This is a genomic window from Rhodococcus sp. KB6 (assembly GCF_001445685.1).
In the GTDB taxonomy this organism is placed as follows: Bacteria; Actinomycetota; Actinomycetes; order Mycobacteriales; family Mycobacteriaceae; genus Rhodococcus_F; species Rhodococcus_F qingshengii.
Genome location: NZ_LNAK01000026.1, coordinates 1 through 25,825, shown reverse-complemented (window position 1 = coordinate 25,825; position 25,825 = coordinate 1). Strand labels below are relative to the sequence as shown.

Below are 25,825 nucleotides of genomic sequence, written 5' to 3'. Positions count from 1 at the left end.
TCGACCGTCACACGACCTGACCATCGTCACTCACATAACTCACACCGTCGACATCGAACGATGGAGCCCCTACCAGCGAGGTTTTGAGATATGTCAAAACTGCGTGCAGATAATGCGTGTATCGCAGCCGTTGTGGCCGAATTCGACGGTGACGTCGTCGGTCCAGGCGGTACCGAACAGCGCGCGGTCGTATCCGGTCTTGGGTGCGCGTCCCTTGACGGGGATCTGTGCCAGCAGTTCAATTGCGGCGGACGAAGGAGCCGAGGCTTCGGTCACGACCGTCGTGGTGACACCGGATCCGATTCCCGAACCGAGAGAAGATGTTTCGGGCGCGTCGGCGTTGGAATTGGCGCAACCTCCCAGCACGATCACGGCAGCAATGCCGATGGTGACGCCGGTGATGCCGCGCCTGTGATGTGCCGTGCGTGCCATGTGTGAGAGTCCATTTCTGCGAGAGATGAACTACAAGTATGTCATTCACGACAATTCGGGCCTAACCGGCACTGTCTGTCAGTCTGGTCGAAGGAACCATCGAGTCACCGGGACCGAGACGAGGACCCGCGGACCGTCACGAGTTTCGTCTGCGGCATCCCAGCCGTCGTACTTCTCGCCGAAAAGTCTCAGGAGGTCGACGAATTCGCCGACGTCGTGATGAATTGTCGCGAGGCCCTGTGCGACCCACGGGTCGCCAGCGGATCCGTCGACTGCCAACGAGACCCGAGGATCGTCCAGCAGGTTCCGAACCTTACGATTCTGCTCAGCGCTCGGTATCCAGAATGTGTTCTGATGCAGTAAGAACCAGACCGGAGTCGTGTGCGGCGAGCCGTCGCTTCGGAGGGTGGTCAACCACACGCAAGGAGCATCCGCGATAGTCACGGTCCCAGTATCGGCGCCGGCGCGAGGTTCACCAATCGAGTGTTCGGAACGAACAATGCCCGGCCCTCGCCGTTGGCGAGGACCGGGCATTGTCGGGAAGGGAGTGGAAGCGTCAGATCTCGATCTTGGGGGTCTGTTCGCCCAGCTTGTGGCGGGCCAGCGCCAGGTTCGCACGCGCACGGTCCAAAACGAGGTACACGAACAGCGTCGACAGTCCGGGCGTCTCGAGGACGCGAATGAGGTGGTACTGGTTGCTCAGGGTGATCAGGATGTCTTCCAGGGTGTCGGTAATCCCCAAGTTACTCATCGTGCGGAGCTTTGCTCGCACAACCTCGGAGTTGCCTGCGCCGGCGTACTCGAGGCTGAATGACGGGTTGCCGCTCATGCCGAGAACCATTCCGCTGTCGGCGTCGACGACGGCTGCACCGCTGGCACCGTCGATGCGCATCAATTCGCCGAGGATCTTGTCGATGTTGCTCATTGCTTCTCCTTGGTAGGGCCGAGTCGCGCGGGGCGACTCCAGGTGATGCTTCGGTGGTGAAGTCATCGGTACATTTCGAGGTGGAATCGTTGGTTGCGGCGTCGGGAGTGGGTCGGGCGGCAACTTTTCAGTTTGTGAGATTTGTGGGCTCGTTCCGTTCGGTGCAGATGGGCGGCCATTCGACGACTCGAATTCGTCGATGCGGTCTGCGGGTAGCCAGCCGTCTCCGGCGGGTGCGTTGAGTGGCCGTCTCGTATCCGTCTCGTAGTCCGGGGCCGGCAGCTGGAGTTGCGGATACACCGGTGCGGTCAGCGGTCGCTTGTACGGAATCGGCTGACCACCCGCGTCGGCGACGTTCGCGAACCAGGCGGCGTACCCGGGGTCGCTGCGATCGAGGTTTTGCCCGCGATCGTCGTCTTCCTCGCGGGAACCTCGTCGACGAAAAAGTCCCACTCGTTCCAGCCCCTTATAGACGAACTATTTCCGATCGGAGCGTTCCGGATGAACGCGGCAGACCGGACAATCCCACCCGTAGTTATTTTGCAGTTAAGTCACCGTAGCATGGGTTCGCGAACGGGGCATACAGTCCAATCCCGCAGTCGGGAGGGCGAGGCGCTCGGATTCGGCAGGATGCTCGGGCAATTGGCGCTGACGGGCGACGCCGGTCCGTTCGAGCGCCAGTGGCCCTCTGGCATCCTTGAGGGATGAAGAAAACGATCACCGGGTTCATCGGTGCCTGCTCGCTGGTGGCGCTGGTTGCCTGCGGTTCTGACGGAGACAAGCCGACCGAGGTCGGAACACTCACTTCCTCTGCTTCGGCGACCACCACGGCGACGTCGACGACGTCATCCGAGGCTCCGGCGACGTCGTCGGAAATACCTACCGAGACCCCTTCGGTCGACTCGAGTGCTCCGGCTGAGGTCCCGTCCGACCCGAATGTGAGTTCGGCGCTGCCACGGACCTACGCGCAGGCGTGCTCCGACGTTCTCCGGTACCTCGACGCATACCAGCCGGCCATCGACGAGTCCGGAGAGGAAATGGGCATGACGCGTGAATCATTGGCAAACGACATGCTGACCTCCATCCAGGCTTATCCCGAATGGTCGAGCCTGTCTGCCGACGAGCAGGCCGAGGTCACTCGCGGATTCGCCGCAGCGACCGCGGGAAGTTGCTGACCTACTTTCAGAACAACGATTCCTGAATCGCCACGCCAGGGGACTCGAACTCGCCGACGGTGATGGTTCGACCGACCAGTCCGGACACATCCGCGACGAAGCGTGGCGATTCAGGATCGGGGTCGATCCGCAGCGAGGCGATCGAACCGGCAAGGCCCTCCAGATACAAGGAATGTTCCCCGGACTCGAAAGTGTGCGGATACGCGATCAACGGTGCCGCATCGAAGACCACGTCAGCGCACGCCGGCGCCGTCCATTCTTCGGGAGCCTCCAGGATCTCGATTCCGTCGATGTCCGATCCGATGTCATTCAGCTCGTCTTTGATCGACGATACGAAGTGGTGCAACGACTTTCGTAGTTTCTCTCGATCCAAGGGACCTGTCAACGCTTCGATCTTCCGAGACGTACGTATTGCCTGGCTCAAGTGGAAGTGCTCCGAAACTCGGGCTTCGAGGGCGCGAATGCTGTAACCGTCCGTCGACCGCGCTACGAACAATGCGCAGACTGCCCCTTGTTCGGCGACTCGCGGATGCTTGCGGAACTCGGACGCCGTCCCCACCTTCATCTGGCCGCCGGCGAATACGTCGACGTAGAGCCATTGTGGTTGTGCGAGGTAGGTACGCACATTCGGATGAATGTGCGCGCCGCTGACGTGTGCCTGATGAACCGTGGTGAACCCCTCACGATTTCGGCATCGGTCGCATTGGCGTCCTGCGGTGACCGTCGCCCCGCGGTCGCACGGCGAGTGTCCTGGACCTTCGGCGGTGAGATCTCGCCAGCCGAGGCAGCGGCGGCCCTTCGTCTCGTCGACGGAGAATCGCAGCACCGAGTCGTGAGTGAAGAAGGTCGTAGCAGCAGTGGTGTCGTCGACGCATCGGATCCGCGGTGCTGTCGGGTTCGACCAATCGATTCCGCGAACAAGCAGGGTCATGATGAAGTGTCGATTCCTTCTGTAGTTCGCAGGTCGACACCTATGGTAGTCACTGCACATGCGGGTCAGTGCAGTGGTTGTGCCCCACGTTGTTCGAGCATCAGCGTCATCAGCCCGGATTCCTGACTCTGGGTGTTGATCATGTCGCGGGCGGACTGTTTCACCGGCCCGCTCTCGAGTAGGGCGTCGGCGGCCTGCGCCATGGCGATCCCGCCACGGTGGTGGCGTTCCATCAGTTGAAGGAAAAGGACCTCGGCGTCGAGCCCGCGAGCGCTGCTCAGTTTCTCGAGTTCTTCGGTCGTAGCCATACCCGGCATGGAGTCGGTCTCGGTGTCCAGCGTTGCCGGGTGATGACGAGAGTCGCCCGCGCCGCTCGGCGACGCCTCCATCCACGCCATCGGCGTTCTACTGTTCGGCGGGACACCGGCCAACCTCAGCCAACCGAGCATGACACCGATTTCCGTTCGTTGAACATCGTCGATCTGCTGGGCCAGTCTCGTCACCGCCGGGTCCACATCGGGACTCAGACGCGCGAGAATGAAGAGGGCCTGTTGATGGTGGGCCGCCATGTCGTGCACGAATCCGATTTCGGTTTCGCTCAGAACAGCTCTCTGCGTGTGGTTCTCGGGTGCGAACAGCGGACGTAGTGCTGCGCCGAGTACGAGCAGCATCAGTGCTGCAGCCACGAGTGCGACGGCTTTGACCGCTCGCGGTGCCGTCATGATCCCACGGTCGTCTTCTGGTCAGCCGGTGGTGTGTAGACACCGTTTTCGAGTTGCATGGCAACAAAGCCGTTGTCGGCGCACGTCGCCCACAACGTGGTCCCGCGCCATTCGGGCGGGGAGAAGCACCAATCGGTCGAGATGTCGCCGAGAGCGACCATGCCCGACCGCGAACTCAGTGCTTGGCCGGGGTCGAACTGGCCCTGCGCGATCGACTGCGCGATTGCCGGGGTGCTGAGAACGGGTACCCCGATGAGCGACGCGAGAGCGTGTGGCGAGTTGGCGAGTTCGAGATTGCCGCCGGTCCGAGCAGGTGGGTTGAAGTACGCAATTTCGTGGACGTCGAAGGGATCTCGAACATCGAAGACCCGAATCCCGCTCGAGATCCATCCACATGCCAGCGCCGTCGGGTCGACCGGGCGATCTGCCGAACAGTAGTGAGATTCGTACGCGAACAGCGATCCGCCGGCAGCAGACGCCAGCGCAGCGTCTTGATTCTCCGGCAGATTGATTTCGAGCTTCACTGAATTGACGACCGACGGTTCGTCGTCATCGGAGACGTCGATCAATTTGACTCCGCCGGAACCACCTTCGTCGACGGTGAACAGGTACGGCGAACCGTCGTAGGTGACCGGAATGCTGTGTTGGGTGGCCCACCCGTCGGTCCACGAGAGCTGGGACAGTTGGCGCACCCGAGGATTCGGGACGCGGCGCTGAACCTCACTGATGTCGAGGACATGTATTCCGCCGAGATTGTTCGACAAGTACATGCGATTTCCGTCGGGACTGATTCCGAAGCCGTGCGTCGACAACCCGATGAGGTCCTGCCAGACGACGCGTGGGTTGGCGGGATCGGTGAGATCGACGGCGCTCACCACGCCGGGAGCGGTGCCGGAAGACCAGTAGGTGTTCCCGTCCGGTGAAAATCCTCCCTCGTGATTGGTGATGGGCAGCAGCATCCCCAGATCGGTTCCTGGTCCGGGGTTGAGTAGTTTCGGGTGCGCGCAATCGGAGATGTCGTAGACCGACATCAGGCCGACGCCGGTCAAGAGCGGAACGCCCGTGCCCACCAGCAGCTTTCGCGCGGTGTTGACCTTGAGGCTCTCCCACGTTCCGGCCATCATCGCGGGTTCGGTCAGCGTGGCGGTGAGAGCGGGATTGGCAGGATCCGATACGTCGAGAACTTGGACGCCCTGTGCGGGGCCCAGGAGGTTCCCGGGGAAGAAACTGCCGACGTACGAGCAGTGTTCGAAGTTGGTGGACGTGATCCCGCCGCCGCGACCCGAGTAGCCGCCGATCTGAGACATGTTGCAGCTGTAGCCGTCTCGGCTGCGTCCGCTGTTTCGGTCCTCGGCCGGAACATCACCCTGCAACCCGGTCTCGGGCATCGATCCCGGGCCGCATTCGGCGCGGCTTGCGGCGGTGGAAGCGACACCCGGGTTCTCGTGGATCGAGCCCGGGGCAGTGGCGGGCTCAGCCGACGCGACGCACACGGGAAGCACGGTGATCAAGGCGACGAGTGCGATGGCAGATCTGGTTCTGATGGTCGTGAACGATTTCATCGAGTCCAACTCCCGGTGCGGGATTGCCTTTCGTATCTCACGGGCAGACGTATCTCACGGACAGGCAGCACGGAGGGCAGGCGCGTGTTCGAGCGCTCACGACGATCGGGTCGGGGTGTGAACCGGTGTCGGGCCGCAACCAACCGGACAATGCTGTCCGGTTGGTATCGTAGTGTGCGTGACATCGTCTGGCCGCGTCAATAGCGGATCTCTCAACAGAGGGCCGAGAGATGCGGCGCGCAATCGTGCGGCACTCGTCTCAGCAGCTCGTGAGGTGTTCGCCACTCAGGGTTTTGCTGCTCCGCTCAGCCTGATCGCCCGCACGGCCGGCGTCGGTCAGGGCAGCCTCTACCGGCACTTTCCCACTCGCGAAAGCCTCGCACTCGCGGTGTTCGACGAGAACATCGTCGAGCTGCAAGATATGGCTGCCGATCCGGATTCGACTCTCGACGATCTTTTTCGATTGTTGGTAGACCAGATCACCACCTCCATCGTGTTCGTGGAGGTCATCAAGCCCGTCTCCTTCGGCGACTCACGACTGAATTCGGCAGGCACCCGCCTGACCGATCTCCTCGAAGGACGCCTCGAGGAGGCGCGTCGAGCTGGGAAGATACGCGAGTCCGTGACTGCTGAGGACGTGATTCTGGCGATCGCGATGTTCGCCGCGATCATGGAACGGACTGCCGAGAGCTCGCGAAAAGAAGTCGCGCACTCGGCCTGGAACCTACTTGTGCAGGGACTGGCCGGGCCGGCAGCGGCGGGCTGAGTCGCGTTCGCCTCGCGCCTCGAGGTGATCGCCTAGGCTCGTGGCATGGCTATTGTCTGGACAGTTCCTCGCGCTATCGGCTCCACCTTGCTCGTTGCTCCGTTGATCAAGGAGTTCCTTGTCGAGGGTGACGGCACCCTCGATGCAAAACTGACTGCGGTCGGTACGGTCTCTGCCTCTCTCGAGAAGCAAGTCGGCCGCACGTTCACCTCGATCAGCGCTGCTTCGGCGGCAATCTTTTCCGGTGCTGCCGGTTCCACCAGCGTGCCAGACGCACTGCGTCTGGCCGTGATGCGCACTCTGTCCACCGAGGTCGTCGTCAGGAAGCCGGCTCCGCAGCCGTTCTCCGAGAAGGTCGGGAAGAGGCTGGGGCAGTATGTCTTTGCTTTGCGTGACCCGCGTAACGACCAGGTGTTCCATGTCGGGCACGGCACGGGAAATCAAGTATTCGCGCCGGTGTTCGAAGCGCTCGGTGAACTCGCGAACCTCGAAGGAGCGGACGCTCCGGCCGAGTCGAATGCTGCTGTGACGGCAGCCAAGATCGCTCGGATCCGCGAGATCTACGACGCAGGTTCGGCGGTGGAGCACTTCGTACTCCTCCGCTCGGTCTCTGCCGCCACGGATTCGGCCGCCACTACCGACGAGGTCGTCCGCGGCATCGTGGAAGCCTTGCGGATCACCGACGCGGGAGAGGGTCTGACCAATCTCGCAGGCGATACCTCGGACAAGGACGCCCGAGCGACCCGCGTCGAGGAACTCGCATTGCGCTACTCGGCTGATCCCGCGCCGGAACTCCCGACGCCGAGCATCGTCCTCCACGTACCGGCCTCCGCCCGTCCGGGAGCAACGCCGGAAGAGATCTACGAACTCGCGCGCGCCGAGTGGTCTGCCGGTGCGGCCGTTCGTGCCGAGATCGGAATCCCCGTTCTGGTGTTTGCCGACAGCATCATTCGTGGTGCCTTCCGTGCTCAGTCGTGGGAGGTGTCCACGCGCAACGCCGACGGAAGCCAACTGTGGCGGTTCAACGGAACCGTCGACGACGAGCTTGCTGCCAAGTACGTCGGAACCGAGGTCACCCCGCACAACGTCGGCCTGAAGAAGTGGCCCGTCAGTGGTTGGGTCACGAGGTTGACTACCGCCCGTCCAGGTGCGGTCATGCCGGGACCTCGTAAGTCCAAGTAACGCAACAACTTCAGGTAGAAGGAATTGTGGGGGCGGGATCCGTTCGGATCCAGCCCCCACAATATCGTTGCCCGGGGTTGTCAGCCGAGCAATCCGCTTCCCAGATAGTCGTTCTCGGTGCATCCCGGCGGAATGAGATACACCGCAGAACCGATCGGCGTCGTCCACTCGTTGAGTGCGTCGAAGTCACTCAATCGCTGTTGGACCGGTAGATATTGCTCGGCGATGTCCCGTTGGAATGCTGCGAAGATCAATCCCGAATTCGAGGTCTGCCCGCTCTCGGGTGCGTCGTCGTAGTTGTATGCCCGACGGAAGAACTGCTCCTTCTCATGCGTCTGGTGGGCTCGCGCGATGTGCGATCCTGGCGGGATCACCGGAATGCCGAACTTGTCCGTGAGTGTGAAATCCGCTTCGTCGAATTCGTTGGTTCCGTTGAGCGGAGCGCCATTGGACAACGTGCGCCCCATCGTGAGTTCGCGCCCCGAACGGTCGAGTTCGTCCCAGGTATCCATTTCCATGCGAATGCGTCGCAGTACCAACGAGGTTCCGCCCGCCAGCCACGACTGACCCGCGCCGTCGTGCCAGATCAGTGAATCGAAATCCACTGTTCCCGGAGCAGGATTGACGGTCCCGTCCACTTGGCCCATGAGATTGCGCATCGTGGTTCCCTCAGGCGTGGTGCCGCGAGCGTTGCGGAATCCCTTTTGCGTCCACCGGATGGTTGTCAGTGATCGGACGTTCTTGGTCAGAACTCGCACAGCATGAGCAATGGTCACCGGATCGTCGCCACAAATCTGCAGCAACAGGTCCGATCCGCCCCATCGATCGTCAAGTCGGTCGATCGCGTAGCTCGGCAACGGCTCGAACCAGTCCGGTTGACGTGCTTGCAATCCCAGCTTGGTGAACAGGCCAGGGCCGTAGCCGACGGTCACTGTCAAGCGTGCCGGATCCACAGCCAGTTCCCGTTCGGTGTCCGCCAACGCCGGGGTGCCCGCGGTGAGCCGTGACGCATCCTCGGACCACATCTTCATGATTCCGACGACGACTGCTCGATCGGTTCCAGGCAATAGGTCGAACCCGATGAAGGTGCCGTGCGCTTGCGGCGTGGTGTCGATGCCGGCTTGGTGGACTCCGTAGAACGGTTCCACCAGCTTGCCTGCTTGCTGCTCGTGTTCGCTGCGCTCGACCACTGTAGTTGCGCCCCAGGTTATTCCCGCCACGCCGAGCGCGGCGGCGCCTCCTCCGAGAAGGCGCCGCCGGCTGAGTGCTCGGCTGGGCGGGTTCGTGTTCTCAGCCACCGTGATTCGGGTCGTAGTTCTCCTGATTACCGGAGAAGTCGCGAATCTGGGCTGTGAACGTGGTGCTGGAACCGTCGTCGTAGATCAAGGTGAGGTCGGTTTCTGCGCCCGGGAGCAGCGGCGCGGACAGGTCCATGAACATGAGGTGGTCACCGCCCGGGGTGAGGGAGGCGGATCCGTTGGCAGGGACCAGGAAACCGCCGTCCTTGGGACGCATCGTCATCGTTCCGCCGTCGCCGGTCACGACTTCGTGCAGCTCGAGTCGAGACGACGCGGGGCTGGTGGCCGAGACCACGCGTACGTCCTTGTCACTGGAGTTGACGAGTTCGGCGAACGCCGCGCTCATTCCTTCCGGCGCGGCCTTGACCCATTGATCCTGAACTGTGATGGATTGTGCAGCTTCGGTTTCCTTGTCGGAGTTGGAAGAACAGCCGGTCAGGGCGAGAGCTGCGGACAGTGCAACAGCTGCGAATATCTTTGTGCGAACAGTCATGTGTGTCTCCGTAATTCGTGAAGTGTCAGGTGGTGGCACGGCGTTTGAACGCCGCAAGGCACAGGTCGATCAGCAGGAATGCGAGAAGGCTGATGCCGAGTAGCGGAACGAACCAACCGACCAACGCCGTGATCGCGACGAGCGCAACGAGGCCGACCGGGGAGAGGTTGCGGATTCTTCCGCGGGCAGGAACCCGGCCGGCTGCCCAGTCGGAGCCACGAGTGGGGCGTCGGCGCCACCACATGATGTAGCCCCGAATGACCACGCTGACCAGTGCGAGTGCCAGTGCGGCGAGTGCGATCTGGTTGGCAAGACCGAACAGCAGGCCCATGTGGAGTTGGATTCCCCAGGCCGAAAGTTTGGCTGCGAGTGGCCAATCCGAGAACCACAACTCGTCGGTGACCTTTTGCGTCGCTCCGTCGATTGCGATGGTGTTGTTGCTGTACACCCAGGGCTGACGTGTCTGGGCGACGGTGAACGCCGTCTCGGCGTTCGCGGGTATCGATACTTCGACGGGACCGGTGATCCCGTTGTACCTGGCGATACCGAGGACGGTGTCGACGCGTCCGACGTTGGTGTCCGTCAGCGTGCCGGTGGCGGCGGGGGCCATGTCGTGACCCTCGTGCCCGCCTGTCGCCGGAGGGGGAGCGTCGCCGAGAGTTTTCACAACTGAGGGCGTCGTCCAACTCAACGCGGTTCTCAGATTGCTGACGTTCTCTCCGGCGTAGGTCGACCACGTGAGGCCGGTCGCCGAGAGGAAGACCAATGCAACTGCTATCCAGATGCCGACGACACCGTGCCAGTTCAGGGTCCGGCTTCGTCCGGTGGATGCTCGGTCGATCGTGAGCAGTCGAGCGTTCCGGGCGGTGCGGTATCGACGGAACCAGAGGTAGACACCGCCGAGTGCGACCACCCACATCCACGACGCGGCCAATTCGCTGTAGAGGCGGCCGGGTTCGCCCAGATGAAGGTGGCGATGCAGTTGGGAGATCCAGGTTCGCAGTGGCAGCGAACCACTGCTTCCGTAGACCGCCAACTCGCCGACCGGCTGTGCGAGCACCGGATCGACGAAGACGGCGAGCCTCTCCGATTCGCCCAGTGACGGATCGGTGAACAGGACTCGGGTGGTTTCGCCGGCAGCAGGGGACGGACGTACTGCCGAGACGGTCAAGTCGGGGCGGTACTGCTGAGCGGAACGGATCTGATCGTTCAGTGACGCGATCTGTCCGGTGGTGTCGGTCTGGAGGTAGTCGCTGTAAGCGAACTTCTCGATGGTGGGTGCCATCGCGTAGAGACCACCGCTCAAAGCGGCGATGAGGATGAACGGTCCGATCAGGACGCCGGCGTAGAAGTGCAGACGCAGGATCAGTGGTCTGGCGCCGCCAACCTGCTTCTTCGGCGGAGAACTGTCGTTGGACGCGCGCGTCTGTGCGCGCTCCAATTCGGGTGCGGACATGCGTGTACTCGATCCCGCTGTGCGCCTTTGTTAACCGCGGGCGGTTAATAAAGGCGCACAGCAAAGTGGCGCACGTAATCACGTGCGTGAAAGGAAAGGGGAGGTGAGTTACACGAATGCCGGTGGGCCGCGAGTGCCCAGGCCAGAGGTGAGAAGTTGACGTAGAACAACTTTGGCGCGGTATCGAGTACGTGCAGCGAACGGTGACGGTTCAGCTGCCCACGGGCGCAATAGAACGGCGACGATTGCCGCTACCGTCGATGCGGCCACGAGGTATCCGCGTTCTGCGCCGCGGATCAGCACTGCGCACACTCCGACGGCAGCGATGTGCGCTGCGAGCATCGGAAGCGACAGGAGCAGGCCGTGTTGATGATCCGAAGCGATGGTCAATGTCGCGTGACCGATGGCCTGACCCGCAGCGAGCATGAGGGCGAGCAAGAGCGCGGGGGAGCGACGGGTGTCGATGGACGTGACCACCGCGCCGACGCTCGCGCAGGCGAGGATCAGCAACACGACAGCGCTTTCGGACGGGGCGATGCCGCCACCACCGAGCGCGTGGGCTGCGACGGAAACCGCGCCGGAGGTGCCGCCCACGAAAGCGCCGCGCAGCTGCGCGACATCTTTCGGACCCGGCGTCATACGCGAAAGGATACAGGCGCCTACTACCGGGCTTAGTAGGTGATCGGTCGGGATCGTTTCGGTGGCCGACCGACGAACGCGTTAGGTGGGGGATTTGTCCGATTCGCCAAACTTTGCCGAGGACCGGGTGAAACAAACGTGACGGTCATTTTCCGGTGCCAGACTTGGCTCTGGTCGCCGGCAACGGGTCGACGGCAGGGCAAACACATAGGAGAGTTTCATGAGGCGTCGATTCTTTGCGATATTCGCCCTGATGGGTGCGTTCGGTCTCTTCCTGTCTTCGGTGGCCTCGGCGGACCCGGTCACACGCTCCGTGTCGGGCACCCTTGTCAACTCGTGTAGCGACACTGGCGATCCGGTCGGGATATGGATGGTCGTATGGGATGGCTCGACGCAGATATCCTCGGCCACTGTCGGGGTGGGTGGCGCATACACGATCACGAACGTTCCTCCGGGCAATTACACGGTCAGTCCATACTCGCCGGCTGGATGCGGATCCGTACCCGACAGGACGGCGGTAGATCTGACGACGTCCGACGCGACCGGGATCGACTTCGAGTTGGTGAAGGTGTTCAGCATCGTCGGAACTGTCACCGGGTGTCCGGGTGCCGACGGGGTCGGCGCGTCTGACGTGACGTTGAATCTCCTCGATGCCGGCACGCAAATCGCGACGACAACGACGGATGATTCCGGTGACTACTTCTTTCAGTACAAGCCGGCCAAGGACGGCTATTCCGTAGAAGTGGTTCCCGGCAGCGGATGCGGTGCCGATCCAGCAGCAATTCCGGTGAATCTGAGCACGAATGACGTCACCGGTGTCGACTTCGCGCTCACTGCCGACGGCTGCGATACGGGCAGTTCGTTCGGGAGTGTGGATCTGTCGACGATTTTCGGAAGTCTCGGTAGTTCGGAATTCTGCAGCAGCTGAACACTTGTCCATAAGGGGAGGGTGATCGCCGAGGCGATCACCCTCCCTTTTCTCGTTTGTTACCAAGGGATTTGCCCTGACATTGCGGAAGGCTGTTTCTGGCGGCAGATGAAGATATCTGTGCCGCATATCGTTACGACGTTCGTATTTGCTGAGATCGGCACAGGCGTGGGGACCAAAGTCATCGAAGTGCGGGTGTAACGGTCTGTTGTGCCACGACGGTATTGAGCAGAGAACGGCAAGCCCGCCAGAGTGATAGCGTCCGAGAGGCTATGTCCGAAATGATTCCGAACTCGACCTAGGAAAACGGTGCGCAGCGATAACAACGGTTCGAATAACGGAGTCCTGGGGAACAACTCCGGAACGACTCAGGGCGACGGCCATTTCGACGCGTCCGACGACGGCTATGCAACGTCGATTCGAACCGTCACCTTCACACCACAATTCGACGAGCCTGCAGCAAAACCGTTGCCCAGTCAGCGGATGCGCCAGCAACGTCGTGAAGAGCCGACTGATTTTCGGACCTCGACGCCCAGGCCTATGACCTCCGTCGACGACCTGGACATCATCAAGCGGGCGAAGCGTCCACCTGAACGCGGTTTGGGCAGTGTGTTGTTCAAACTCACCGGGGGCCGGATCAACACTGGGCAGTCGGCTGCCGAACTCGAACACCAGGCTCTCGTGCGCCGTGCCAACCGAACGGTGCGCGGCGTGTACAAGATTGCTTTCATCTCACTCAAGGGTGGAGTGGGGAAAACCACGGCGGCCAAAACTGTCGGTTCGACGTTCGCATCGATCCGTGGGGATCGAATCGTAGCCATCGACGCCAATCCCGACCTGGGGACTCTGGCTGATCGCGAACGACGTGAACATCACCTGACCGTTCGTGATCTGTTGGCCGACGGTGACATTCGTACGTACAGCGATGTTCGTTACTACACCTCGCAAGGCGACAGCCGACTCGAAATCCTTGCGAGTGAGGCAGATCCGGAAACTTCGGAGTCGTTCAACGAGCAGGACTACCTCGATACTCTCCGAATTCTCGAGGTGCACTACAACATCGTCATCACCGACTGTGGCACCGGAATCATGCACTCGGCCATGTACGGAATTCTCGACGAAGCAGATGCTTTGGTTGTCGTCAGCCCGACAGCTCAGGATGGTGCCCGTAGTGCTGCAGCAACGCTCAGTTGGCTGACCAAGCACGGATACGCAGATCTGGTGAGCAGGTCGGTCGTGGCGATCAATTCGACGCGGCCGGGTTCGTCTTCGCTCGACCTCGATCAACTCGAGGACGTTTTCGCTCAGCGTGGAGTGCGAGCGGTCAAGACGTTGCCCTACGACGATCACCTGGGCGAAGGCGGTCCGATCGACTTGAAGTTGTTGAACAAGCGCACGGCACGGGCATATCTGGAACTCGTCGCAGCAATTGCCGATGGTTTCCCGGACTCGGTGGGCAAGCACGCTTCTCGATAGAACGTGCTCGCCACCGAATCTGATCAGCAGGCTCTGGCGTTCAAGGGTGTCGAAGTATCGCGCCGTATCCGTCGGCGAGAACGAGGCGTTCGTCGATCTGTACCAACTCGGTGCCGGTCCCGATTGCGATGTAGGGGAGTACGCGATCGGCGGGCCCGATCAACTCTCCACTGGTGACTTCCTTGTCGTCAGGATCGGTGAGCAGCAGCGTCTCGACCTTGCCCTGTTCGAGGGCGTCGAGGACGCGTGCGGTCCCGTCGATGGAGAGGCCGGAGTCCCGGCCCTGCTCGGCGACGTAGCGTTCGGTTTCCACATCCATTCTGCGCAGTCGCTGCGTGTCGATCAGTTCACGAATCGACTTGGACACCTCGGCGGGTGTCGAACCGACTGAACGCGAACCCTTTTCGACGTCCACCACCCGTAGCGTCGACGGCAAAAGCTGTGCAAAAGCTTTGCGGGATTGTACTTCTCCGATGACAACTACCAGCGCGACCTTGTGTTCACGGGCGAGCGCCGCCGCGCGCTCCACAGCCTGAGTCAGGTTCTTCCGGATATTCTCCTCCACGAGGCTTTGGCTGTCGGTGTATCGCTCCTGACCGCCCACGTGTGCCTTGTGGACCGGGAAGCCGTCTCCGTCTACCGTTTCGCCGTACACGTCACGCCCGCGAGCATCGCGCACGCACAGGTCCGCGCCGGTGTGGTCGACCTTGGCGATGAGGAACGGTTCGGTGTCGTATCCGTGTGCGATCAGTGGAATCAGGTAGGGCAGTTCGCCCAAGGTCGCGATAGTGGAGCCGGCAGGTTCGAGCAGAATATCGTCGATCAGTACTGCCTCGGAAGTGGCGACGATCGCGCGTCCGGCGCGACCTGAGATGCCGTGATGGTTGTCCTTCACCTCGTCCAGTCGTGCGATCAGCGATTCCGATGCTCCCTGTTTCGTGAGTTGATTGCGCATCGAGCGCCATTCGAGTTCGAAGCGCTCGCGCGCATCTTCCCGGTTACGGACGTCTTCGAAGTACACGGAGGCAAACGGGCCGTCACTCGAACCGACCTTCTTCAGTCGCCCAGCATGCATGTCGGCTCCCTTCTGTAGTGGTCCTATGCCGCGTACCCGACAACCGGTGATTCGACACGACCGCTTTCAGTTCGCACGTTTGTTCGACTGCTGGTACTGTCTGTGAACGTGAGGGTGGTGCAGAGGGAAGCCTGCATCACCTTCACGCCAAGAGCCCGGGACCTGCCGCCGACTGCCTTCGGCGGCAGGTCCCGATTCTGCTTACTCGGCGTCGTCAGTGCCCTTCGACCTGTCGGAACTCTTGCGCCAGTGGGTGAATCGTTCTTTGATGTCCGACGCTACATCGCCGACGCCATTCCCCACGGCGCCCACCGCACCGCCCAATCCGCTACCGATGTCGCGCACCATGCGGATCAAAGGGTCCTCCGACTCGTCGAAGTTCTGCTTGTAGGTCTTGGCTGCATTCTTGAACTCGTCGCTGATCTTCGCTCCGTCGTCATCGCCGCGACGGGGGTAGTTTCCGCGCAGAATCGCGGCGTAGTCTCCGCTGTCCACCCACTTCTTGAGCTCGGCGGCGCGAAGCACCGAGAACGGGTGAGAGAGCAGTTCGATGTTGAGGAGCTTGAGTACACCGTCGCGGAGGTCGCCGCTGGCGTCGTACTCGGCGGCCTGGGCAAGAAACGCGTCGATGTCGATTTCACTGACTCGGGATCCGCCCGCCAATTTCATCTGGACGCGAATCGCGGTGTGTACGTCCTGCCCGCACAACAGTCCGGCACGATCACCGGACAGTTCTGACTTGCGCTGCCATTCCATGAGGGCGGCGATGATCGCGCGCAATGCCCATCCGCCGACGGGCAGCCATCCGATGGTTCCGGCCAGTCGCATCAAATGCATCAGGATGGTCCGATACACAGCATGACCGGACAGCGCGTGGCCAAGTTCGTGGCCGATGATGAACCGCTGTTCCTCGTAGTTCATCACGTCCAATAGGCCGGTAGTGACCACCATGAACGGCTTGTCCATGCCGATGGTGAAGGCGTTGACCATCGGGGTCTGGAGTACGAACAGCTCGGGTGTCTCGTCGGCCTGCAGGATGTCGACGCAGTCACGGCGCAGGTCGTTCAGGTCGCTGAACTGGCGTTCGTCGACTCGCACCGACGTGGCCAGGTACATGAGGCGGTGCTGACGTTCTTGGAGCAGTCCGGACAGTGTCCGTAGGACAGTGTCGAACCCCCGAAGCGTCCGGAGCGTCACCAATGCAGCCCGATCGGCTGGGTGTTCCCACGCACGCGAGCTGATGTCCGGGAACTCGATTCGGGTGCGATCTGGTGCAGTGGTCATGGTGGCCCCTCACTTCGATGTGTGTCGACTCACCTCCAGGGTAACGACTAGTCGGTTTAGCGTGGACTTCCGGCAGCTCACTCGGTGGGCTGGGGGAGCGTGCAATCGGTGACTTTGGGGTTCACGCCGAAGTAGTTCAGCGGACCCGCGATGACCGTGAGCGCGATGGTCCCGACGCCGGCGCAGTTGGTCGGCGAACTGCTGTAGTAGCCGCGTTGGCCGGCCGCGACGGCCCCGACTATCAGCCAGATCAGAACGATCAGAGTCACAATTCTCATCATGGCGGGCTCGATTCCTCAAATATTATGGTGCCCAGCGAAATACCCGGTCAGAGTGGGTATGAAACGCTCTGCCGACGGGTATCCACGGTGTATGCGGCTCGAGGCGGGCGTATCCGCCCGAGTGAACGCACTGAAGGAGCTTGTGATGATCATCCTCGGCGTGATCCTGCTGATAATCGGTTTCGTGGTGAACATTCCGATCCTGTGGACGATTGGTGTCGTCTTGCTGGTGATCGGAATCATCCTGTACGCGCTGGGCGCGGCCGGGCACGCCATCGGTGGTCGGCGGCATTACTACTGATCCGTTGTCGGCTCGTCGTGCGTATCCGTGCCAGTCGGCGCGGTCGGTACGGTGCGCTGAACGGCACGCGCAATCAGTTCCCGAAGGCAGACCTGGCGCAGCGTTCGCTGTTGCCAGTCGCTGCCGTTGCCTGTGACTGACTTGAGCTGCAGCGCCGACTCCACGCTCGAGTACTCGCCTCCCTCGTCGAGGGAGTCACGGACATGGATCAGGAGCCGGTGCAACAGTTCCGTGGCTGAAATTCTTTGTGAGGTAATCGGATCGATCGACGCTCCCAGGACGCCTTCCTTCGCGGACACCCAGGTTGCGAGGCGGAGGCTCTCGAGGGAAATGTTCGGAGCCTCGATGCCCCGGTCTATCGCGCGTAACGCAGTTGCCACCAGAGCTCGTCCAAGGGTTGCAAGTAGCGCTGCATCCTCTGCTGTCGGTTGAACGTCGCAGACTCGGATCTCGACGGTCGGTAGGTGGCAGGAAGGTCGGATATCCCAGTAGGCCATCCGCTTGTCGAGCATCACGCCGCAATCCACCATCTTCGCAACCGCGGTGTCGAAGTCCCCGGTGGTCTCGAAGTACGGCGGCGGCCCGGCGACTGGCCACCTGGACCATTGGATCGCCCGCCAACTCGCGAAGTCGGTGTCGACTCCTTGGTGGACACGGGAATTGGCGCTCAGTGCCAACAAGGCGGGCAACCAGATGCGCACGTGATTGCAGACCTGCACGGCCTGTACTTGATCAGCGACGCCCACATGGATGTGGCAACCGCAGATGCTTTGTTCGGCAGCGAGGGCGCCGAAGCGTTCGCCCATCCGGCGGTAGCGAGGCGAGTCGCTGATCTCGAAACGCGAAGGCCCCGAAAGCGGTGCGCCGACGGCCAACAGCCTGCAGCCGTTCAACTCGGCAGCTTTTGCCGCGAGCCGACGCATGTCGATCAAGTGGGTTCGGAGTTCGTCGATGCCATGGCACACGGGAGAGTTGGTCTCGACTTGGCAGCGGGACAACTCGAGCTGAAGATCCAACCCCAGTGTCGACGCGGTTTCCGCAACCGCAACATTGTCGGTGGACGGCAACCAGGAGGTCGGGTCGACGAGGATGAATTCTTCTTCGACGCCGACAGTCGGGGTCGTCGATTCGTGGCGGCCAGCGGTGGATTCGGTCGAGCAGGTGGCGCCCATGCTCGCGTCTACCCGGTCGGTCGAAGGCGGAAACCGACCCGAGGAAGCCCCGTTCTCGTCGGGAGAACGGGGCCTGTGGTCGGCCTTGCCAACATCTCGGAAGCGTCAACGAGTCCTTGCACACCGTATGAATCTGGGGACTGGCGTGCCTGGGAAAACGTACTGTGTCGGACTCGGTAAAACGAGACCCCAAGGCATGTCTCACCCCCTATTTCACCCTCGTGTGGACTTGTCCGCACGCCCTTCGCCGAGTCGCGGATCATGACCTGGCGGCCTGCGGTGGTGCAGTCTCGGCTTTATCCGTGGGGCCGCCGTTATCGAGCAGATTCCGAGAATGCGAACCCATCTAAACTAACGTCCAGCATTCGGATGTGGCGTTCTGGCGGAGTGTGTGGGTTCGGTGAGTCAACAGATATTTGATCAGTTAATCGCGTGCACAGCATCCGGAGAAGTTGTGGAACTTTCGAACTGGTATTGCGTTTCACCAGCGCAAATCTTCAGTGGTCATGGGTAAAAGTCAGAAGATGGGAGAAAGTGCCTGGGATTGTGTTGCTACCGGTTCGTTATCGCAGACGAATGTCCACTATGTGCGTGGATGACGACTCTTGAAGGCGGGCAAAACTGCGTGTCAGCTGTGTCGGAGCTTCCTCTGTCTTTGTGTTCTTGGATTGAGAGTTTCACCAGGAATATCTTTCGTGATCGACGCGCCGGGAAATTTTTCTCAAGATTTACCCACTTGCTAATTGGGGAATTCAGCGGGTTGCAGAAGACTGAAATATTGCGGGTGGGAGCTGTTATTTCCGGTGATTTGCCCATATCTTGCTGAGTGGCGTATTTGCGACCGAAGTGTCGCGCGGTCGAGAAATAATGCTTTTCATGCTTTACATTGGAAATTGCAAGATGCACGTTTCATCCTCAGTGTTAAACGAAAGGACGAACGCAATGGGTAGCTTGGAAGATTTCGACATCGCGGCACTTCTTCAGAAGGTCATCGCATTCTTCGACGGATTCTCGTCGGACGAGACCGAGACCCCCACGGGCTAAGACTTAGCGAAGCCGCTGTGCATCCGGATGACACTGGATGTGCAGCGGCTTCTCTGTATCCGGCGCCTTCATCGGCGAAGGCAATGAATCGGCGTGCGTGGTTTCGGCCCGCCACTGGGCACTAACTGGTTGCATCCGTCTGGATCAAGAGCATCGCGTCGTCGACCGGATCGAAGTACAGAGCCGGGTCGGCAACCAGTGCAGCGTCGTCACCATGAGTTTGCATGGTGACAACCCAGGCACGATCGTCTTGTTCCACGTAATAGGCACCCGCGAGGACCCCGATGGAACTGCCGCCCTTGAATCCGCCGTAAGTGAACCATTTCGCGGACTCGTCACTGAGCGCCGGATCCTCGGCGAGAATGTCTCGAACCGGTGCGCCGCTCTCGGTCTTCGCCTTCTCTTGCAACGTGACCAACGCGGCACGCAGGTCGGCGGGCGAGGCGAACCAATCGATGTCGAAAGGCCATGCGGGGGTGGTGAATGCAGACGCCGGGATGTCCACCAGGCCGTCAGGTAGTGCCGCGAGTATCGCTCGACGCTCGTCCGGAGTTCCGTCGCGCCAAGCGATACGTTGTGCGCCTTGGTCACCCCAGCCGAGTTGGAACAGTGCGCGGGTCGGCTTGAGCGGGATGTTGAGCGAAGGATTTGCCATGCCCATCGGGGCGAATTCGGCTTCTACCTGCTCGCGCCCGACAGCGGCGATCAGCATGTCGGTGGCGGTGTTGTCGCTGATCGAGATCATCTTGCCGGCGGTATCTCGGACCGTGACTTCAGTTCCCGATGGCAGGTCCTGCATGGTCCCGCCGGGCATCGATTTGAGGTCGTCGGTGATGGTGAGCTTCTGATCCCAGGAGAGTGTCCCGTTCTGGACGGCCGTCGCGACCGCGCCGAGAACGTACAGCTTGATCGTTGACCCTGTGGGCTGTGGTGAGGTGTCGCCGACATTGAAGACTTCGGCGTTCTTTCCTTCGGTGACCTCGGTGACGGTCAGATTGGTCGGCGCGGGAAGCGCTTTGACAGCTGCCTCGAGTTCTTGCCAAGATGCGGCCGGCACATGAACGTCCTTGGTCGGTGTGATCGCCATTCCGAGGATCAGCCCGTTGCCGTCGACGTCGACGACGACGTTGACGTCGAACGCACCGCCGGTGGTGCTGGTGATGGAAACTGTGCCGTCGGAGTCGCCTCCCCTGTAGTTCACTGTTGTCCAAGGCTGTCCGGCTCGGATGGAGTCGAAGTCCGGAGGTGTCAGGATTACGGGTGCAGTGGGCCCGAAGTGTTCGGCGATTTCTTCCTGGGTCAACGGCGTGCTCGTGTTGAACGCACTGAGAAGCCAGGTGATCTGCTTGCCGACGGAGCTGTCAGGGATCGTGACCGTAGCGGGTGCCGCGGTGGGGGAGGTCTTTGTGCTGTTTTCAGAGGTTTGTGCGGAATCAGTCCCGGAAGTACATGCGGCGAGGGCGAATACCGCTGCGGAGGCAAGTGCTACCAGCGCGAGCGGGCGGCCTTTCCTGCGTGTGTGTTCGAGATTCATGGACTTATTTCATCAGCATCTTCTTCGGCGCGCGTCCGTCTAAGGTGTAGACATACTCAGCCTGAGGTACTGAATCGCTTCATCCTGGAGTACCGTCAACCACTTGTAGTGGTGACACGCGCCTTGCCGCTGGACAAATGGGAGAAAGGCTGCACTCGAAGAACTTTCGTGATGACTGCGAGAGCTAGTTCTTGGTCGCGGCCAAAAAGGACGGTTGCGTTGACAGCGCTGCGATTTCTTCGGGGAGTTCGGGGATCCGACGATCGTACAGTTCTGCCAACTCGACCGAGCTGAAGCGTCGGACAGTCCAATTGTGTTCAGCCAACCACTGGCCCGGATCGGATCGCTTGTCGCTGTAGAACAGTTGCGAAATGTCCAGGTCTCCGAACGGGTCCTTGGCGAAGTACTTGGATCTGATGGCCGCAAGCTTGCTCGGGTCGGTTCCGGCCGGAAAGTCGTTCACCGCCAAGCGACTACCGGTGGCCGAGAGTTCGTCGATCCGCTCGAACAGGGCGTCGTGGGCCGGGCCGGGGAGATAGGCGAGCAGGCCTTCCGCCGACCAGGCTGTGGGTTCGTTCGGGTCGAAACCAGCCTCCTCGAGTGCGGCCGGCCAGTCGTTTCGCAGATCAGTAGGCACAGTGCGTCTATCGGTCTTCGGCTGGGCGTCGTGCGCCGCGAGCACTTCGGCTTTGAACTCCAGCACCTTTGGCTGATCCACTTCGAATACCGTCGATCCTGAGCTCCAATCCAGCCGGTACGCACGCGAATCCAACCCTGCTGCAACGATTACCGCCTGCCTTACTCCGGATTCGGTTGACGACGAGAAGAATTCGTCGAAGAACCTGGTTCGCAACCCCATGAAACCGCCGAAGGGGGTGTCCTCGAGGAGTGTGGGATCTTTCAGAAGAGCTGTGAAATGCGGCTCGGCTGCAGCTTCTACGAACCACGATGCGAACTTGTCTTCGATGATCGCGTCCGGACGGGTGCTCTCCAGTGCCCGGAACGTTGCCACTGCCAGCGCGGTAAGTCCGACGCTACTGACGATGTCCCACGTATCTCCATCGCTCCGCATTGTCTGGGTGTCCTTCCGCTCTTGACGACTGAGCCGAACTCTCTCGACCATACGCCCGTGTGACCCCTCGTCGCCTGGAACGGAACGGTCGGACTTGGATCAGCAAATACACGCTGACTGGATCGAAAAATTCTGCAGTGCAAGGCGTTCGGTTTGAATCAGCATCCTGCCAGGAATTTGCCAGGTCAGTGCCAGTGAGCGGCAAGGATGCAGGACTTCACTGGTGTGTGCCTCAGAGCTGAGAGAGAGCCTCGAGAATCCTTCGGGCAGGGGATTGATCGTGCCATGTCCATCCGCCGGAAACTACTTCGTGGGACCGTTCGGTTCGAGCTGATCTCTCGGACCGCACAACGAATGTCCCGTCGAGAAAGAGAGATGTAAGCCCATGTTGCAGGAAGGCTCGCTGGATGTATTGGCCGCCGCGGCGCGGCGCGGTAGCCGTGAGTCCATGGCCAGTTTGTATGCGGCGTTTCGTCCGATGGTTGTGCTGCGGTGCCGCGCCGAGCTTGATCAGGCGGTTTCCGATTCCGCCGCGGATGCCGCGTGCGTCGCCGTTCTCACGGCAGTGTGCGACGGATCGGAGACGTATCAGCCTTTTCTTCGCGTGCTGTACGCGAGTACAAGCATCGCGATTGCTCGGGCGGCATCCGACGGGTTCAGCGGTGGATCGCTCCCGCCTCCGACAACGCTCCCGGTTGTCGAACGCGATGTCCTGGTGTTGCGGCTGATCGTCGGGCTCGATACAAAGGCGACCGCAACGTCGCTTGCCCGTACGACAGACGAGGTGTCACTCAACCTGCATCGGGCGCTGCAGCGACTGCGAAAGTTGTCTTCTCCGAATGCAATCAGAGAGAGTTTGGTATTCACCTGAGGGCGTTCGGAATGCGCAGATTCGGGCGGGAACGGATCCCTGCCTTACTGGCCGGCGATGTATTCGATCGACGGGCCGGCAGTCCAACCGCCGTCGACGGCGATCTCGGAACCCGTTGTGTACGAGGCATCGTCGGAAAGCAGGTAGGTGACCGCGCCGACCAACTCCTCCGGGCGACCGACACGGCGATACGGATTGTTGGGGAATGCGCCCTCTTCGAGGCTGATACCCGTCGGTGCAGTCATGGGCGTCAGGACCATGCCGGGGTGAACCGAGTTGACCCGGATCTTGTCGCGGCCGAGTTCGACGGCGGCGATCTTGCTCAGCCCACGCACGCCCCACTTGGCTGCGCCGTAACCGCTGGTCAGGGCCATGCCCATCAGGCCGGCGGCCGAGGAGATGTTCACGATGGATCCGCCGCCGGCTGCCTTCATGAACGGCACCACCGTGTGGATACCGGTGTGCACGGACACCAGGTTGATCTGGATGATGCGCTGGAACGTCTCGAGTGGTTCCTCGGCGACTGTCTGGCCGGACGCCGAGATTCCGGCGTTGTTGACCAAACCGTTGATCGCGCCGAACTCGGATACCGCGTACTCGGCGGCGGACTTCCAAGACGCTGGATCGGTGACGTCGAGGTGAACGTAACGCGCTGCGTCGCCGAGAGATTCGGCCACTGCTCGACCGTCGTCGTCGAGTAGGTCGCCGATGACGACGCGGCCGTTGCCCGCGACGATGCCGCGGGCAAACGCCTCGCCCAGGCCGCGTGCGCCGCCGGTGACGAGAACGATTTTTCCGGAGAGATCCTGAGTCATGATTGTTCCTTACCTGTTGGTGTTGCGAGATATGGCTTCGAGAACGCCCCGAGCGCGCGGGTGATGGCCTCGGGTGCGGGCGTCCGGAGGTCTGCCATCTCACGCAGTGCGGCGACTACCGCAAGTGTTGCCTGGCCCGAAGCCGCTGTGGTGTCGAGCGAGGTTTCCGGACGGTCGATCAGGCGTGCGACTTCTGGGCGAATCAGTTCCATCGTCTCGAAAGTTGCTGATTCCCAAACTCTCCGGAGTGCCGCATCACCGAAGATGATGGGCATCAGTGATCGGGTCATCGGCTCGAAGGACTCGCCGACCGATGCGATAAAGGCATTCTTCACAGCCGCTGCGAGCCCGAATTCGCGGGCTTGCGCGCTGAGTGCCGTGGCCAGACTGCGGTTTCCCTCGTCGAGCATCGGCCAGATGCTCTCCTCTTTGGTGGCGAAGCAACGGTAGAACGTTCGCTCGGAGATTTCTGCCCGCTCGGCGAGCTCCGCGATGGTCGTCGAAGTGTCGCCGCGTTCGACGAAAGCGGCAGCACAACTCTGCGAGACGCGGAGAAGTAGTGCAGTGCGGCGGGCTGTTGCCATATCCGCACTGTACCAAAAGTGGCAGAAACTGCCACAAATGGTGTCGGCCGGTCAGCCGACGTTACCTTCGATTCCGGAAACCTCCTGCTCAACTGCGTTCTTGAGGTTCAGGAGCGTCTTGCGGATGTTGCCGCGCTGAAAGTCGGCGAAGGTCTTTCCTCCGGTGGCAATTTTGTCGAACATGTCGGCGGCGAAGTCCGGCCAGCCGCGCCTGTCGTCGGTCCACGTTTCGGTAACTCGGGTTCCGTCGGGCACCGGCGAGAATCGGTACTGCCAGGTTGCGATAGAGGCGGGGATCCGGGGAGTACCGAGGCCGATCTTGTGAACACGGAATTCGAAGAGCTTCCCGGCCTCGGCAGCGGTGACTGTGCATCGCGTGGTCCACTGCGCGCGCCCACGCTTGTTGTGCCCGTCGAACTCCATGCCCAGGAAAGCGCTTTCGCGGTCTCCCCGCAAGGTTGCGCCTATGTTTTCGGGACTCCAGGCACCCATACGAGTGGGATCGCTGATGACCTCGTAGAGGGAAAGCGCGTGGGAGCTGACGACGATGCTGTCGGAGACGGTAAGTTCGCGAGCCATTTCGGTTTCAGGTTCTTTCTGTCGAGCGTGTGTGAGGTGTGAGTATGACGATCGGTGGTTTCGCGAACAAGATGCGGACGTGGCGGATGAACCGTCGAACTGATCGGCGTTGAACTACAGGTGCGGTTTCAGTTGGATCTTGACCGCGCCTTCCTGCTTCTTCTGGAAGATCTCGTAGGCGTGTGGCGCCTCATCGAGCGGCAGCTGATGGGTGGAAAAGGTGTCGACGCCGAGTGGGTCGTCGTCAGTGAGCAGGGGCATGATGTCCTCTACCCACTTCTTGACGTTCGCCTGGCCCATCCTGAGCTGAATCTGCTTGTCGAACATGGTCATCAGCGGCAGCGGATCAACCATTCCGCCGTAGACACCGATCAAAGAAATGGTTCCGCCGCGCCGAACGATGTCGATGGCCGAATAGACAGCGCCAAGGCGATCGATTCCTGCGTTACGCATCGCAGGCGCGGCAAGAGCATCGGGAAGGAGTCCGACGAACTGCTGCGCGAGCTTTCCGATCGGAGACCCGTGCGCTTCCATACCGACAGCGTCGATCACCGAATCGGTTCCGCGGCCGTTTGTCGCGTCTCTGATGGCATCGCCGATCTTGCTGCCGTAGTCGTCCAGGTTGAGGGTCTCGATACCGCGTTCGGCAAGGCGCGCAAGGCGTTCGGGTACACGGTCCACACCGATTACTCGAAACCCCTTGTGGTGGGCGATACGAGCCGCCATGTCACCGATCGGTCCGAGGCCGAGGATTGTCACGGACCCACCCGGCGGAATGTCGGCGTATTCGACCGACTGCCAAGCGGTGGGGAGCACGTCGGAGAGGTAGACGAATCGCGAATCCGCGGGACCTTCGGGAACTTTGATGTGTGTGAAATGTGCTTGCGGTACTCGGAGGTACTCAGCCTGCCCGCCGGGCACCGAGCCGTAGAGCTCGGAGAAGCCGAACAATGCTGCGCCCGTTCCCTGATCGCGGACCTGCGTCGTCTCGCACTGTGTGTAGAGGCTCGAATCGCACATGAAACAGTTGCCACACGAGATCTGGAACGGAATCACGACGCGGTCACCTATCTCGAGATTCGTGACTTCCGAACCGACTTCTTCGACGATGGGCCTTGACCCCGGAAACTGGACACGGGGTTTGTGATTACGCGGCTTTCTGCAGGCTATCGGATGTGTGAGCGTTTTCGTAGTCGGCAGGGCTGAGATAGTTGCAGTACGAGTGCCG

At 61.2% G+C, this 25,825-nt stretch carries 25 protein-coding genes and 2 pseudogenes; 7 read left to right on the top strand and 20 right to left on the bottom strand.

The window, feature by feature from the left end; translation table 11 throughout:
* Positions 1–114: 114 nt before the first annotated feature.
* The 3 genes and pseudogenes from ASU23_RS34745 to ASU23_RS34740 form a co-directional block, all read right to left on the bottom strand.
* Positions 115–261, bottom strand: a pseudogene (locus tag ASU23_RS34745) (HNH endonuclease); the annotation flags it as partial.
* A gap of 249 nt (positions 262–510) precedes the next feature.
* Complete coding sequence (locus ASU23_RS06275; RefSeq protein ID WP_047269305.1) at positions 511–876, bottom strand: pyridoxamine 5'-phosphate oxidase family protein; 366 nt, start codon at positions 874–876, stop codon at positions 511–513.
* Positions 877–988: 112 nt separating this feature from the next.
* Entirely contained in the window at positions 989–1,357 is a 369-nt protein-coding gene (locus ASU23_RS34740) for a hypothetical protein (RefSeq protein WP_020906454.1), read from the bottom strand.
* 704 nt (positions 1,358–2,061) lie between these two features.
* Here ASU23_RS34740 and ASU23_RS06260 point away from each other — a divergent pair.
* Positions 2,062–2,532: a hypothetical protein gene (locus ASU23_RS06260; RefSeq protein ID WP_003945723.1), complete on the top strand. Its 471-nt coding sequence runs from the start codon at positions 2,062–2,064 to the stop codon at positions 2,530–2,532.
* A 7-nt stretch (positions 2,533–2,539) separates the two neighbouring features.
* Here ASU23_RS06260 and ASU23_RS06255 read toward each other — a convergent pair whose 3' ends face one another.
* From ASU23_RS06255 to ASU23_RS06245, 3 genes are all read right to left on the bottom strand, one after another.
* Positions 2,540–3,463: a DUF2797 domain-containing protein gene (locus ASU23_RS06255; protein WP_058037552.1), complete on the bottom strand. Its 924-nt coding sequence runs from the start codon at positions 3,461–3,463 to the stop codon at positions 2,540–2,542.
* A gap of 65 nt (positions 3,464–3,528) precedes the next feature.
* Entirely contained in the window at positions 3,529–4,185 is a 657-nt protein-coding gene (locus ASU23_RS06250; RefSeq protein ID WP_007734614.1) for a DUF305 domain-containing protein, read from the bottom strand.
* Positions 4,182–5,747 carry an LVIVD repeat-containing protein gene (locus ASU23_RS06245; RefSeq protein ID WP_058037551.1) on the bottom strand — a complete coding sequence of 522 codons (1,566 nt, stop codon included), beginning with the start codon at positions 5,745–5,747 and terminating at the stop codon, positions 4,182–4,184. Before ASU23_RS06245 ends, ASU23_RS06250 begins: the two co-directional genes overlap by 4 nt.
* Before the next feature lie 178 nt (positions 5,748–5,925).
* On the opposite strand from ASU23_RS06245, the gene ASU23_RS06240 reads away from it, so the two are divergent.
* Positions 5,926–6,513 carry a TetR/AcrR family transcriptional regulator gene (locus ASU23_RS06240; RefSeq protein ID WP_223304676.1) on the top strand — a complete coding sequence of 196 codons (588 nt, stop codon included), beginning with the start codon at positions 5,926–5,928 and terminating at the stop codon, positions 6,511–6,513.
* A 45-nt stretch (positions 6,514–6,558) separates the two neighbouring features.
* Complete coding sequence (locus tag ASU23_RS06235) at positions 6,559–7,695, top strand: GIY-YIG nuclease family protein (protein WP_047269279.1); 1,137 nt, start codon at positions 6,559–6,561, stop codon at positions 7,693–7,695.
* 80 nt (positions 7,696–7,775) lie between these two features.
* Here ASU23_RS06235 and ASU23_RS06230 read toward each other — a convergent pair whose 3' ends face one another.
* The 4 genes from ASU23_RS06230 to ASU23_RS06215 all read right to left on the bottom strand — a co-directional run bounded on the left by ASU23_RS06230 (position 7,776) and on the right by ASU23_RS06215 (position 11,581).
* Positions 7,776–8,993, bottom strand: a complete 1,218-nt coding sequence (locus tag ASU23_RS06230; protein ID WP_058037550.1) for a Dyp-type peroxidase — start codon at positions 8,991–8,993, stop codon at positions 7,776–7,778.
* Positions 8,986–9,486, bottom strand: coding sequence for a copper chaperone PCu(A)C (locus ASU23_RS06225; RefSeq protein WP_003945769.1), 501 nt, complete (start codon positions 9,484–9,486; stop codon positions 8,986–8,988). Before ASU23_RS06225 ends, ASU23_RS06230 begins: the two co-directional genes overlap by 8 nt.
* A 25-nt stretch (positions 9,487–9,511) precedes the next feature.
* A complete protein-coding gene (locus tag ASU23_RS06220) occupies positions 9,512–10,942 on the bottom strand; it encodes a PepSY domain-containing protein (protein WP_058037549.1) in 1,431 nt (476 codons plus the stop codon).
* A 108-nt stretch (positions 10,943–11,050) separates the two neighbouring features.
* Positions 11,051–11,581, bottom strand: coding sequence for a hypothetical protein (locus ASU23_RS06215; RefSeq protein ID WP_058037548.1), 531 nt, complete (start codon positions 11,579–11,581; stop codon positions 11,051–11,053).
* Between the two features lie 220 nt (positions 11,582–11,801).
* Between ASU23_RS06215 and ASU23_RS06210 the strand changes: the two genes are divergently transcribed.
* Both ASU23_RS06210 and ASU23_RS06200 read left to right on the top strand, forming a co-directional pair.
* The gene (locus ASU23_RS06210) at positions 11,802–12,509 is read left to right on the top strand and encodes a collagen-binding protein (RefSeq protein WP_058037547.1); all 708 of its coding nucleotides are present in this window, start codon (positions 11,802–11,804) and stop codon (positions 12,507–12,509) included.
* A 309-nt stretch (positions 12,510–12,818) separates the two neighbouring features.
* Entirely contained in the window at positions 12,819–13,985 is a 1,167-nt protein-coding gene (locus ASU23_RS06200; protein ID WP_003945525.1) for a MinD/ParA family protein, read from the top strand.
* Between the two features lie 40 nt (positions 13,986–14,025).
* On the opposite strand, the gene ASU23_RS06195 is transcribed toward ASU23_RS06200, so the two are convergent.
* The 3 genes from ASU23_RS06195 to ASU23_RS06185 form a co-directional block, all read right to left on the bottom strand.
* Positions 14,026–15,060: a hypothetical protein gene (locus ASU23_RS06195; protein ID WP_007734628.1), complete on the bottom strand. Its 1,035-nt coding sequence runs from the start codon at positions 15,058–15,060 to the stop codon at positions 14,026–14,028.
* A gap of 201 nt (positions 15,061–15,261) precedes the next feature.
* On the bottom strand, positions 15,262–16,344 hold the full coding sequence (locus ASU23_RS06190) for a M48 family metallopeptidase (protein ID WP_042452503.1): 1,083 nt from the start codon (positions 16,342–16,344) through the stop codon (positions 15,262–15,264).
* Between the two features lie 77 nt (positions 16,345–16,421).
* Positions 16,422–16,625, bottom strand: coding sequence for a hypothetical protein (locus ASU23_RS06185; protein WP_003945456.1), 204 nt, complete (start codon positions 16,623–16,625; stop codon positions 16,422–16,424).
* 145 nt (positions 16,626–16,770) lie between these two features.
* Here ASU23_RS06185 and ASU23_RS34210 point away from each other — a divergent pair, with 145 nt between their 5' ends.
* Positions 16,771–16,926: a DUF6131 family protein gene (locus ASU23_RS34210; RefSeq protein WP_003945912.1), complete on the top strand. Its 156-nt coding sequence runs from the start codon at positions 16,771–16,773 to the stop codon at positions 16,924–16,926.
* Here ASU23_RS34210 and ASU23_RS06175 read toward each other — a convergent pair.
* From ASU23_RS06175 to ASU23_RS06165, 3 genes are all read right to left on the bottom strand, one after another.
* Complete coding sequence (locus ASU23_RS06175; RefSeq protein ID WP_058037545.1) at positions 16,920–18,098, bottom strand: glutamate--cysteine ligase; 1,179 nt, start codon at positions 18,096–18,098, stop codon at positions 16,920–16,922. The two genes, ASU23_RS34210 and ASU23_RS06175, sit on opposite strands and share 7 nt — an antisense overlap.
* A gap of 1,165 nt (positions 18,099–19,263) precedes the next feature.
* Positions 19,264–20,676, bottom strand: coding sequence for a serine hydrolase (locus tag ASU23_RS06170; RefSeq protein WP_058037544.1), 1,413 nt, complete (start codon positions 20,674–20,676; stop codon positions 19,264–19,266).
* A gap of 184 nt (positions 20,677–20,860) precedes the next feature.
* Complete coding sequence (locus ASU23_RS06165; RefSeq protein WP_047269285.1) at positions 20,861–21,748, bottom strand: class I SAM-dependent methyltransferase; 888 nt, start codon at positions 21,746–21,748, stop codon at positions 20,861–20,863.
* A gap of 385 nt (positions 21,749–22,133) precedes the next feature.
* Here ASU23_RS06165 and ASU23_RS06160 point away from each other — a divergent pair, with 385 nt between their 5' ends.
* On the top strand, positions 22,134–22,619 hold the full coding sequence (locus ASU23_RS06160; protein ID WP_058037543.1) for a hypothetical protein: 486 nt from the start codon (positions 22,134–22,136) through the stop codon (positions 22,617–22,619).
* 44 nt (positions 22,620–22,663) lie between these two features.
* Here the strand turns inward: ASU23_RS06160 and ASU23_RS06155 are convergent, their stop codons facing one another.
* From ASU23_RS06155 to ASU23_RS06140, 4 genes and pseudogenes are all read right to left on the bottom strand, one after another.
* Entirely contained in the window at positions 22,664–23,434 is a 771-nt protein-coding gene (locus ASU23_RS06155; RefSeq protein WP_003945779.1) for a glucose 1-dehydrogenase, read from the bottom strand.
* Positions 23,431–24,018, bottom strand: coding sequence for a TetR/AcrR family transcriptional regulator (locus ASU23_RS06150; RefSeq protein ID WP_007734655.1), 588 nt, complete (start codon positions 24,016–24,018; stop codon positions 23,431–23,433). The genes ASU23_RS06155 and ASU23_RS06150 overlap by 4 nt, the downstream gene beginning before the upstream one ends.
* A gap of 51 nt (positions 24,019–24,069) precedes the next feature.
* Complete coding sequence (locus tag ASU23_RS06145; protein ID WP_058037542.1) at positions 24,070–24,597, bottom strand: SRPBCC family protein; 528 nt, start codon at positions 24,595–24,597, stop codon at positions 24,070–24,072.
* A 114-nt stretch (positions 24,598–24,711) separates the two neighbouring features.
* Positions 24,712–25,707 (bottom strand): annotated as a pseudogene (locus ASU23_RS06140) (zinc-binding dehydrogenase); the annotation flags it as partial.
* Positions 25,708–25,825: the final 118 nt, after the last annotated feature.

What these genes read in the sequence shown, in the direction of transcription:
- ASU23_RS06210 (WP_058037547.1), top strand. Translation starts at nt 11,802, where the DNA reads ATGAGGCGTCGATTCTTTGCGATATTCGCCCTGATGGGTGCGTTCGGT.
- ASU23_RS06260 (WP_003945723.1), top strand. Translation starts at nt 2,062, where the DNA reads ATGAAGAAAACGATCACCGGGTTCATCGGTGCCTGCTCGCTGGTGGCG.
- ASU23_RS34210 (WP_003945912.1), top strand. Translation starts at nt 16,771, where the DNA reads ATGATCATCCTCGGCGTGATCCTGCTGATAATCGGTTTCGTGGTGAAC.
- ASU23_RS06155 (WP_003945779.1), bottom strand. Translation starts at nt 23,434, where the DNA reads ATGACTCAGGATCTCTCCGGAAAAATCGTTCTCGTCACCGGCGGCGCA.
- ASU23_RS06250 (WP_007734614.1), bottom strand. Translation starts at nt 4,185, where the DNA reads ATGACGGCACCGCGAGCGGTCAAAGCCGTCGCACTCGTGGCTGCAGCA.
- ASU23_RS06225 (WP_003945769.1), bottom strand. Translation starts at nt 9,486, where the DNA reads ATGACTGTTCGCACAAAGATATTCGCAGCTGTTGCACTGTCCGCAGCT.
- ASU23_RS06245 (WP_058037551.1), bottom strand. Translation starts at nt 5,747, where the DNA reads ATGAAATCGTTCACGACCATCAGAACCAGATCTGCCATCGCACTCGTC.
- ASU23_RS06165 (WP_047269285.1), bottom strand. Translation starts at nt 21,748, where the DNA reads ATGCGGAGCGATGGAGATACGTGGGACATCGTCAGTAGCGTCGGACTT.
- ASU23_RS06195 (WP_007734628.1), bottom strand. Translation starts at nt 15,060, where the DNA reads ATGCATGCTGGGCGACTGAAGAAGGTCGGTTCGAGTGACGGCCCGTTT.
- ASU23_RS06190 (WP_042452503.1), bottom strand. Translation starts at nt 16,344, where the DNA reads ATGACCACTGCACCAGATCGCACCCGAATCGAGTTCCCGGACATCAGC.
- ASU23_RS06160 (WP_058037543.1), top strand. Translation starts at nt 22,134, where the DNA reads ATGTTGCAGGAAGGCTCGCTGGATGTATTGGCCGCCGCGGCGCGGCGC.
- ASU23_RS06145 (WP_058037542.1), bottom strand. Translation starts at nt 24,597, where the DNA reads ATGGCTCGCGAACTTACCGTCTCCGACAGCATCGTCGTCAGCTCCCAC.
- ASU23_RS06150 (WP_007734655.1), bottom strand. Translation starts at nt 24,018, where the DNA reads ATGGCAACAGCCCGCCGCACTGCACTACTTCTCCGCGTCTCGCAGAGT.
- ASU23_RS06235 (WP_047269279.1), top strand. Translation starts at nt 6,559, where the DNA reads ATGGCTATTGTCTGGACAGTTCCTCGCGCTATCGGCTCCACCTTGCTC.
- ASU23_RS34740 (WP_020906454.1), bottom strand. Translation starts at nt 1,357, where the DNA reads ATGAGCAACATCGACAAGATCCTCGGCGAATTGATGCGCATCGACGGT.
- ASU23_RS06170 (WP_058037544.1), bottom strand. Translation starts at nt 20,676, where the DNA reads ATGAATCTCGAACACACACGCAGGAAAGGCCGCCCGCTCGCGCTGGTA.
- ASU23_RS06215 (WP_058037548.1), bottom strand. Translation starts at nt 11,581, where the DNA reads ATGACGCCGGGTCCGAAAGATGTCGCGCAGCTGCGCGGCGCTTTCGTG.
- ASU23_RS06175 (WP_058037545.1), bottom strand. Translation starts at nt 18,098, where the DNA reads ATGGGCGCCACCTGCTCGACCGAATCCACCGCTGGCCGCCACGAATCG.
- ASU23_RS06255 (WP_058037552.1), bottom strand. Translation starts at nt 3,463, where the DNA reads ATGACCCTGCTTGTTCGCGGAATCGATTGGTCGAACCCGACAGCACCG.
- ASU23_RS06220 (WP_058037549.1), bottom strand. Translation starts at nt 10,942, where the DNA reads ATGTCCGCACCCGAATTGGAGCGCGCACAGACGCGCGCGTCCAACGAC.
- ASU23_RS06185 (WP_003945456.1), bottom strand. Translation starts at nt 16,625, where the DNA reads ATGATGAGAATTGTGACTCTGATCGTTCTGATCTGGCTGATAGTCGGG.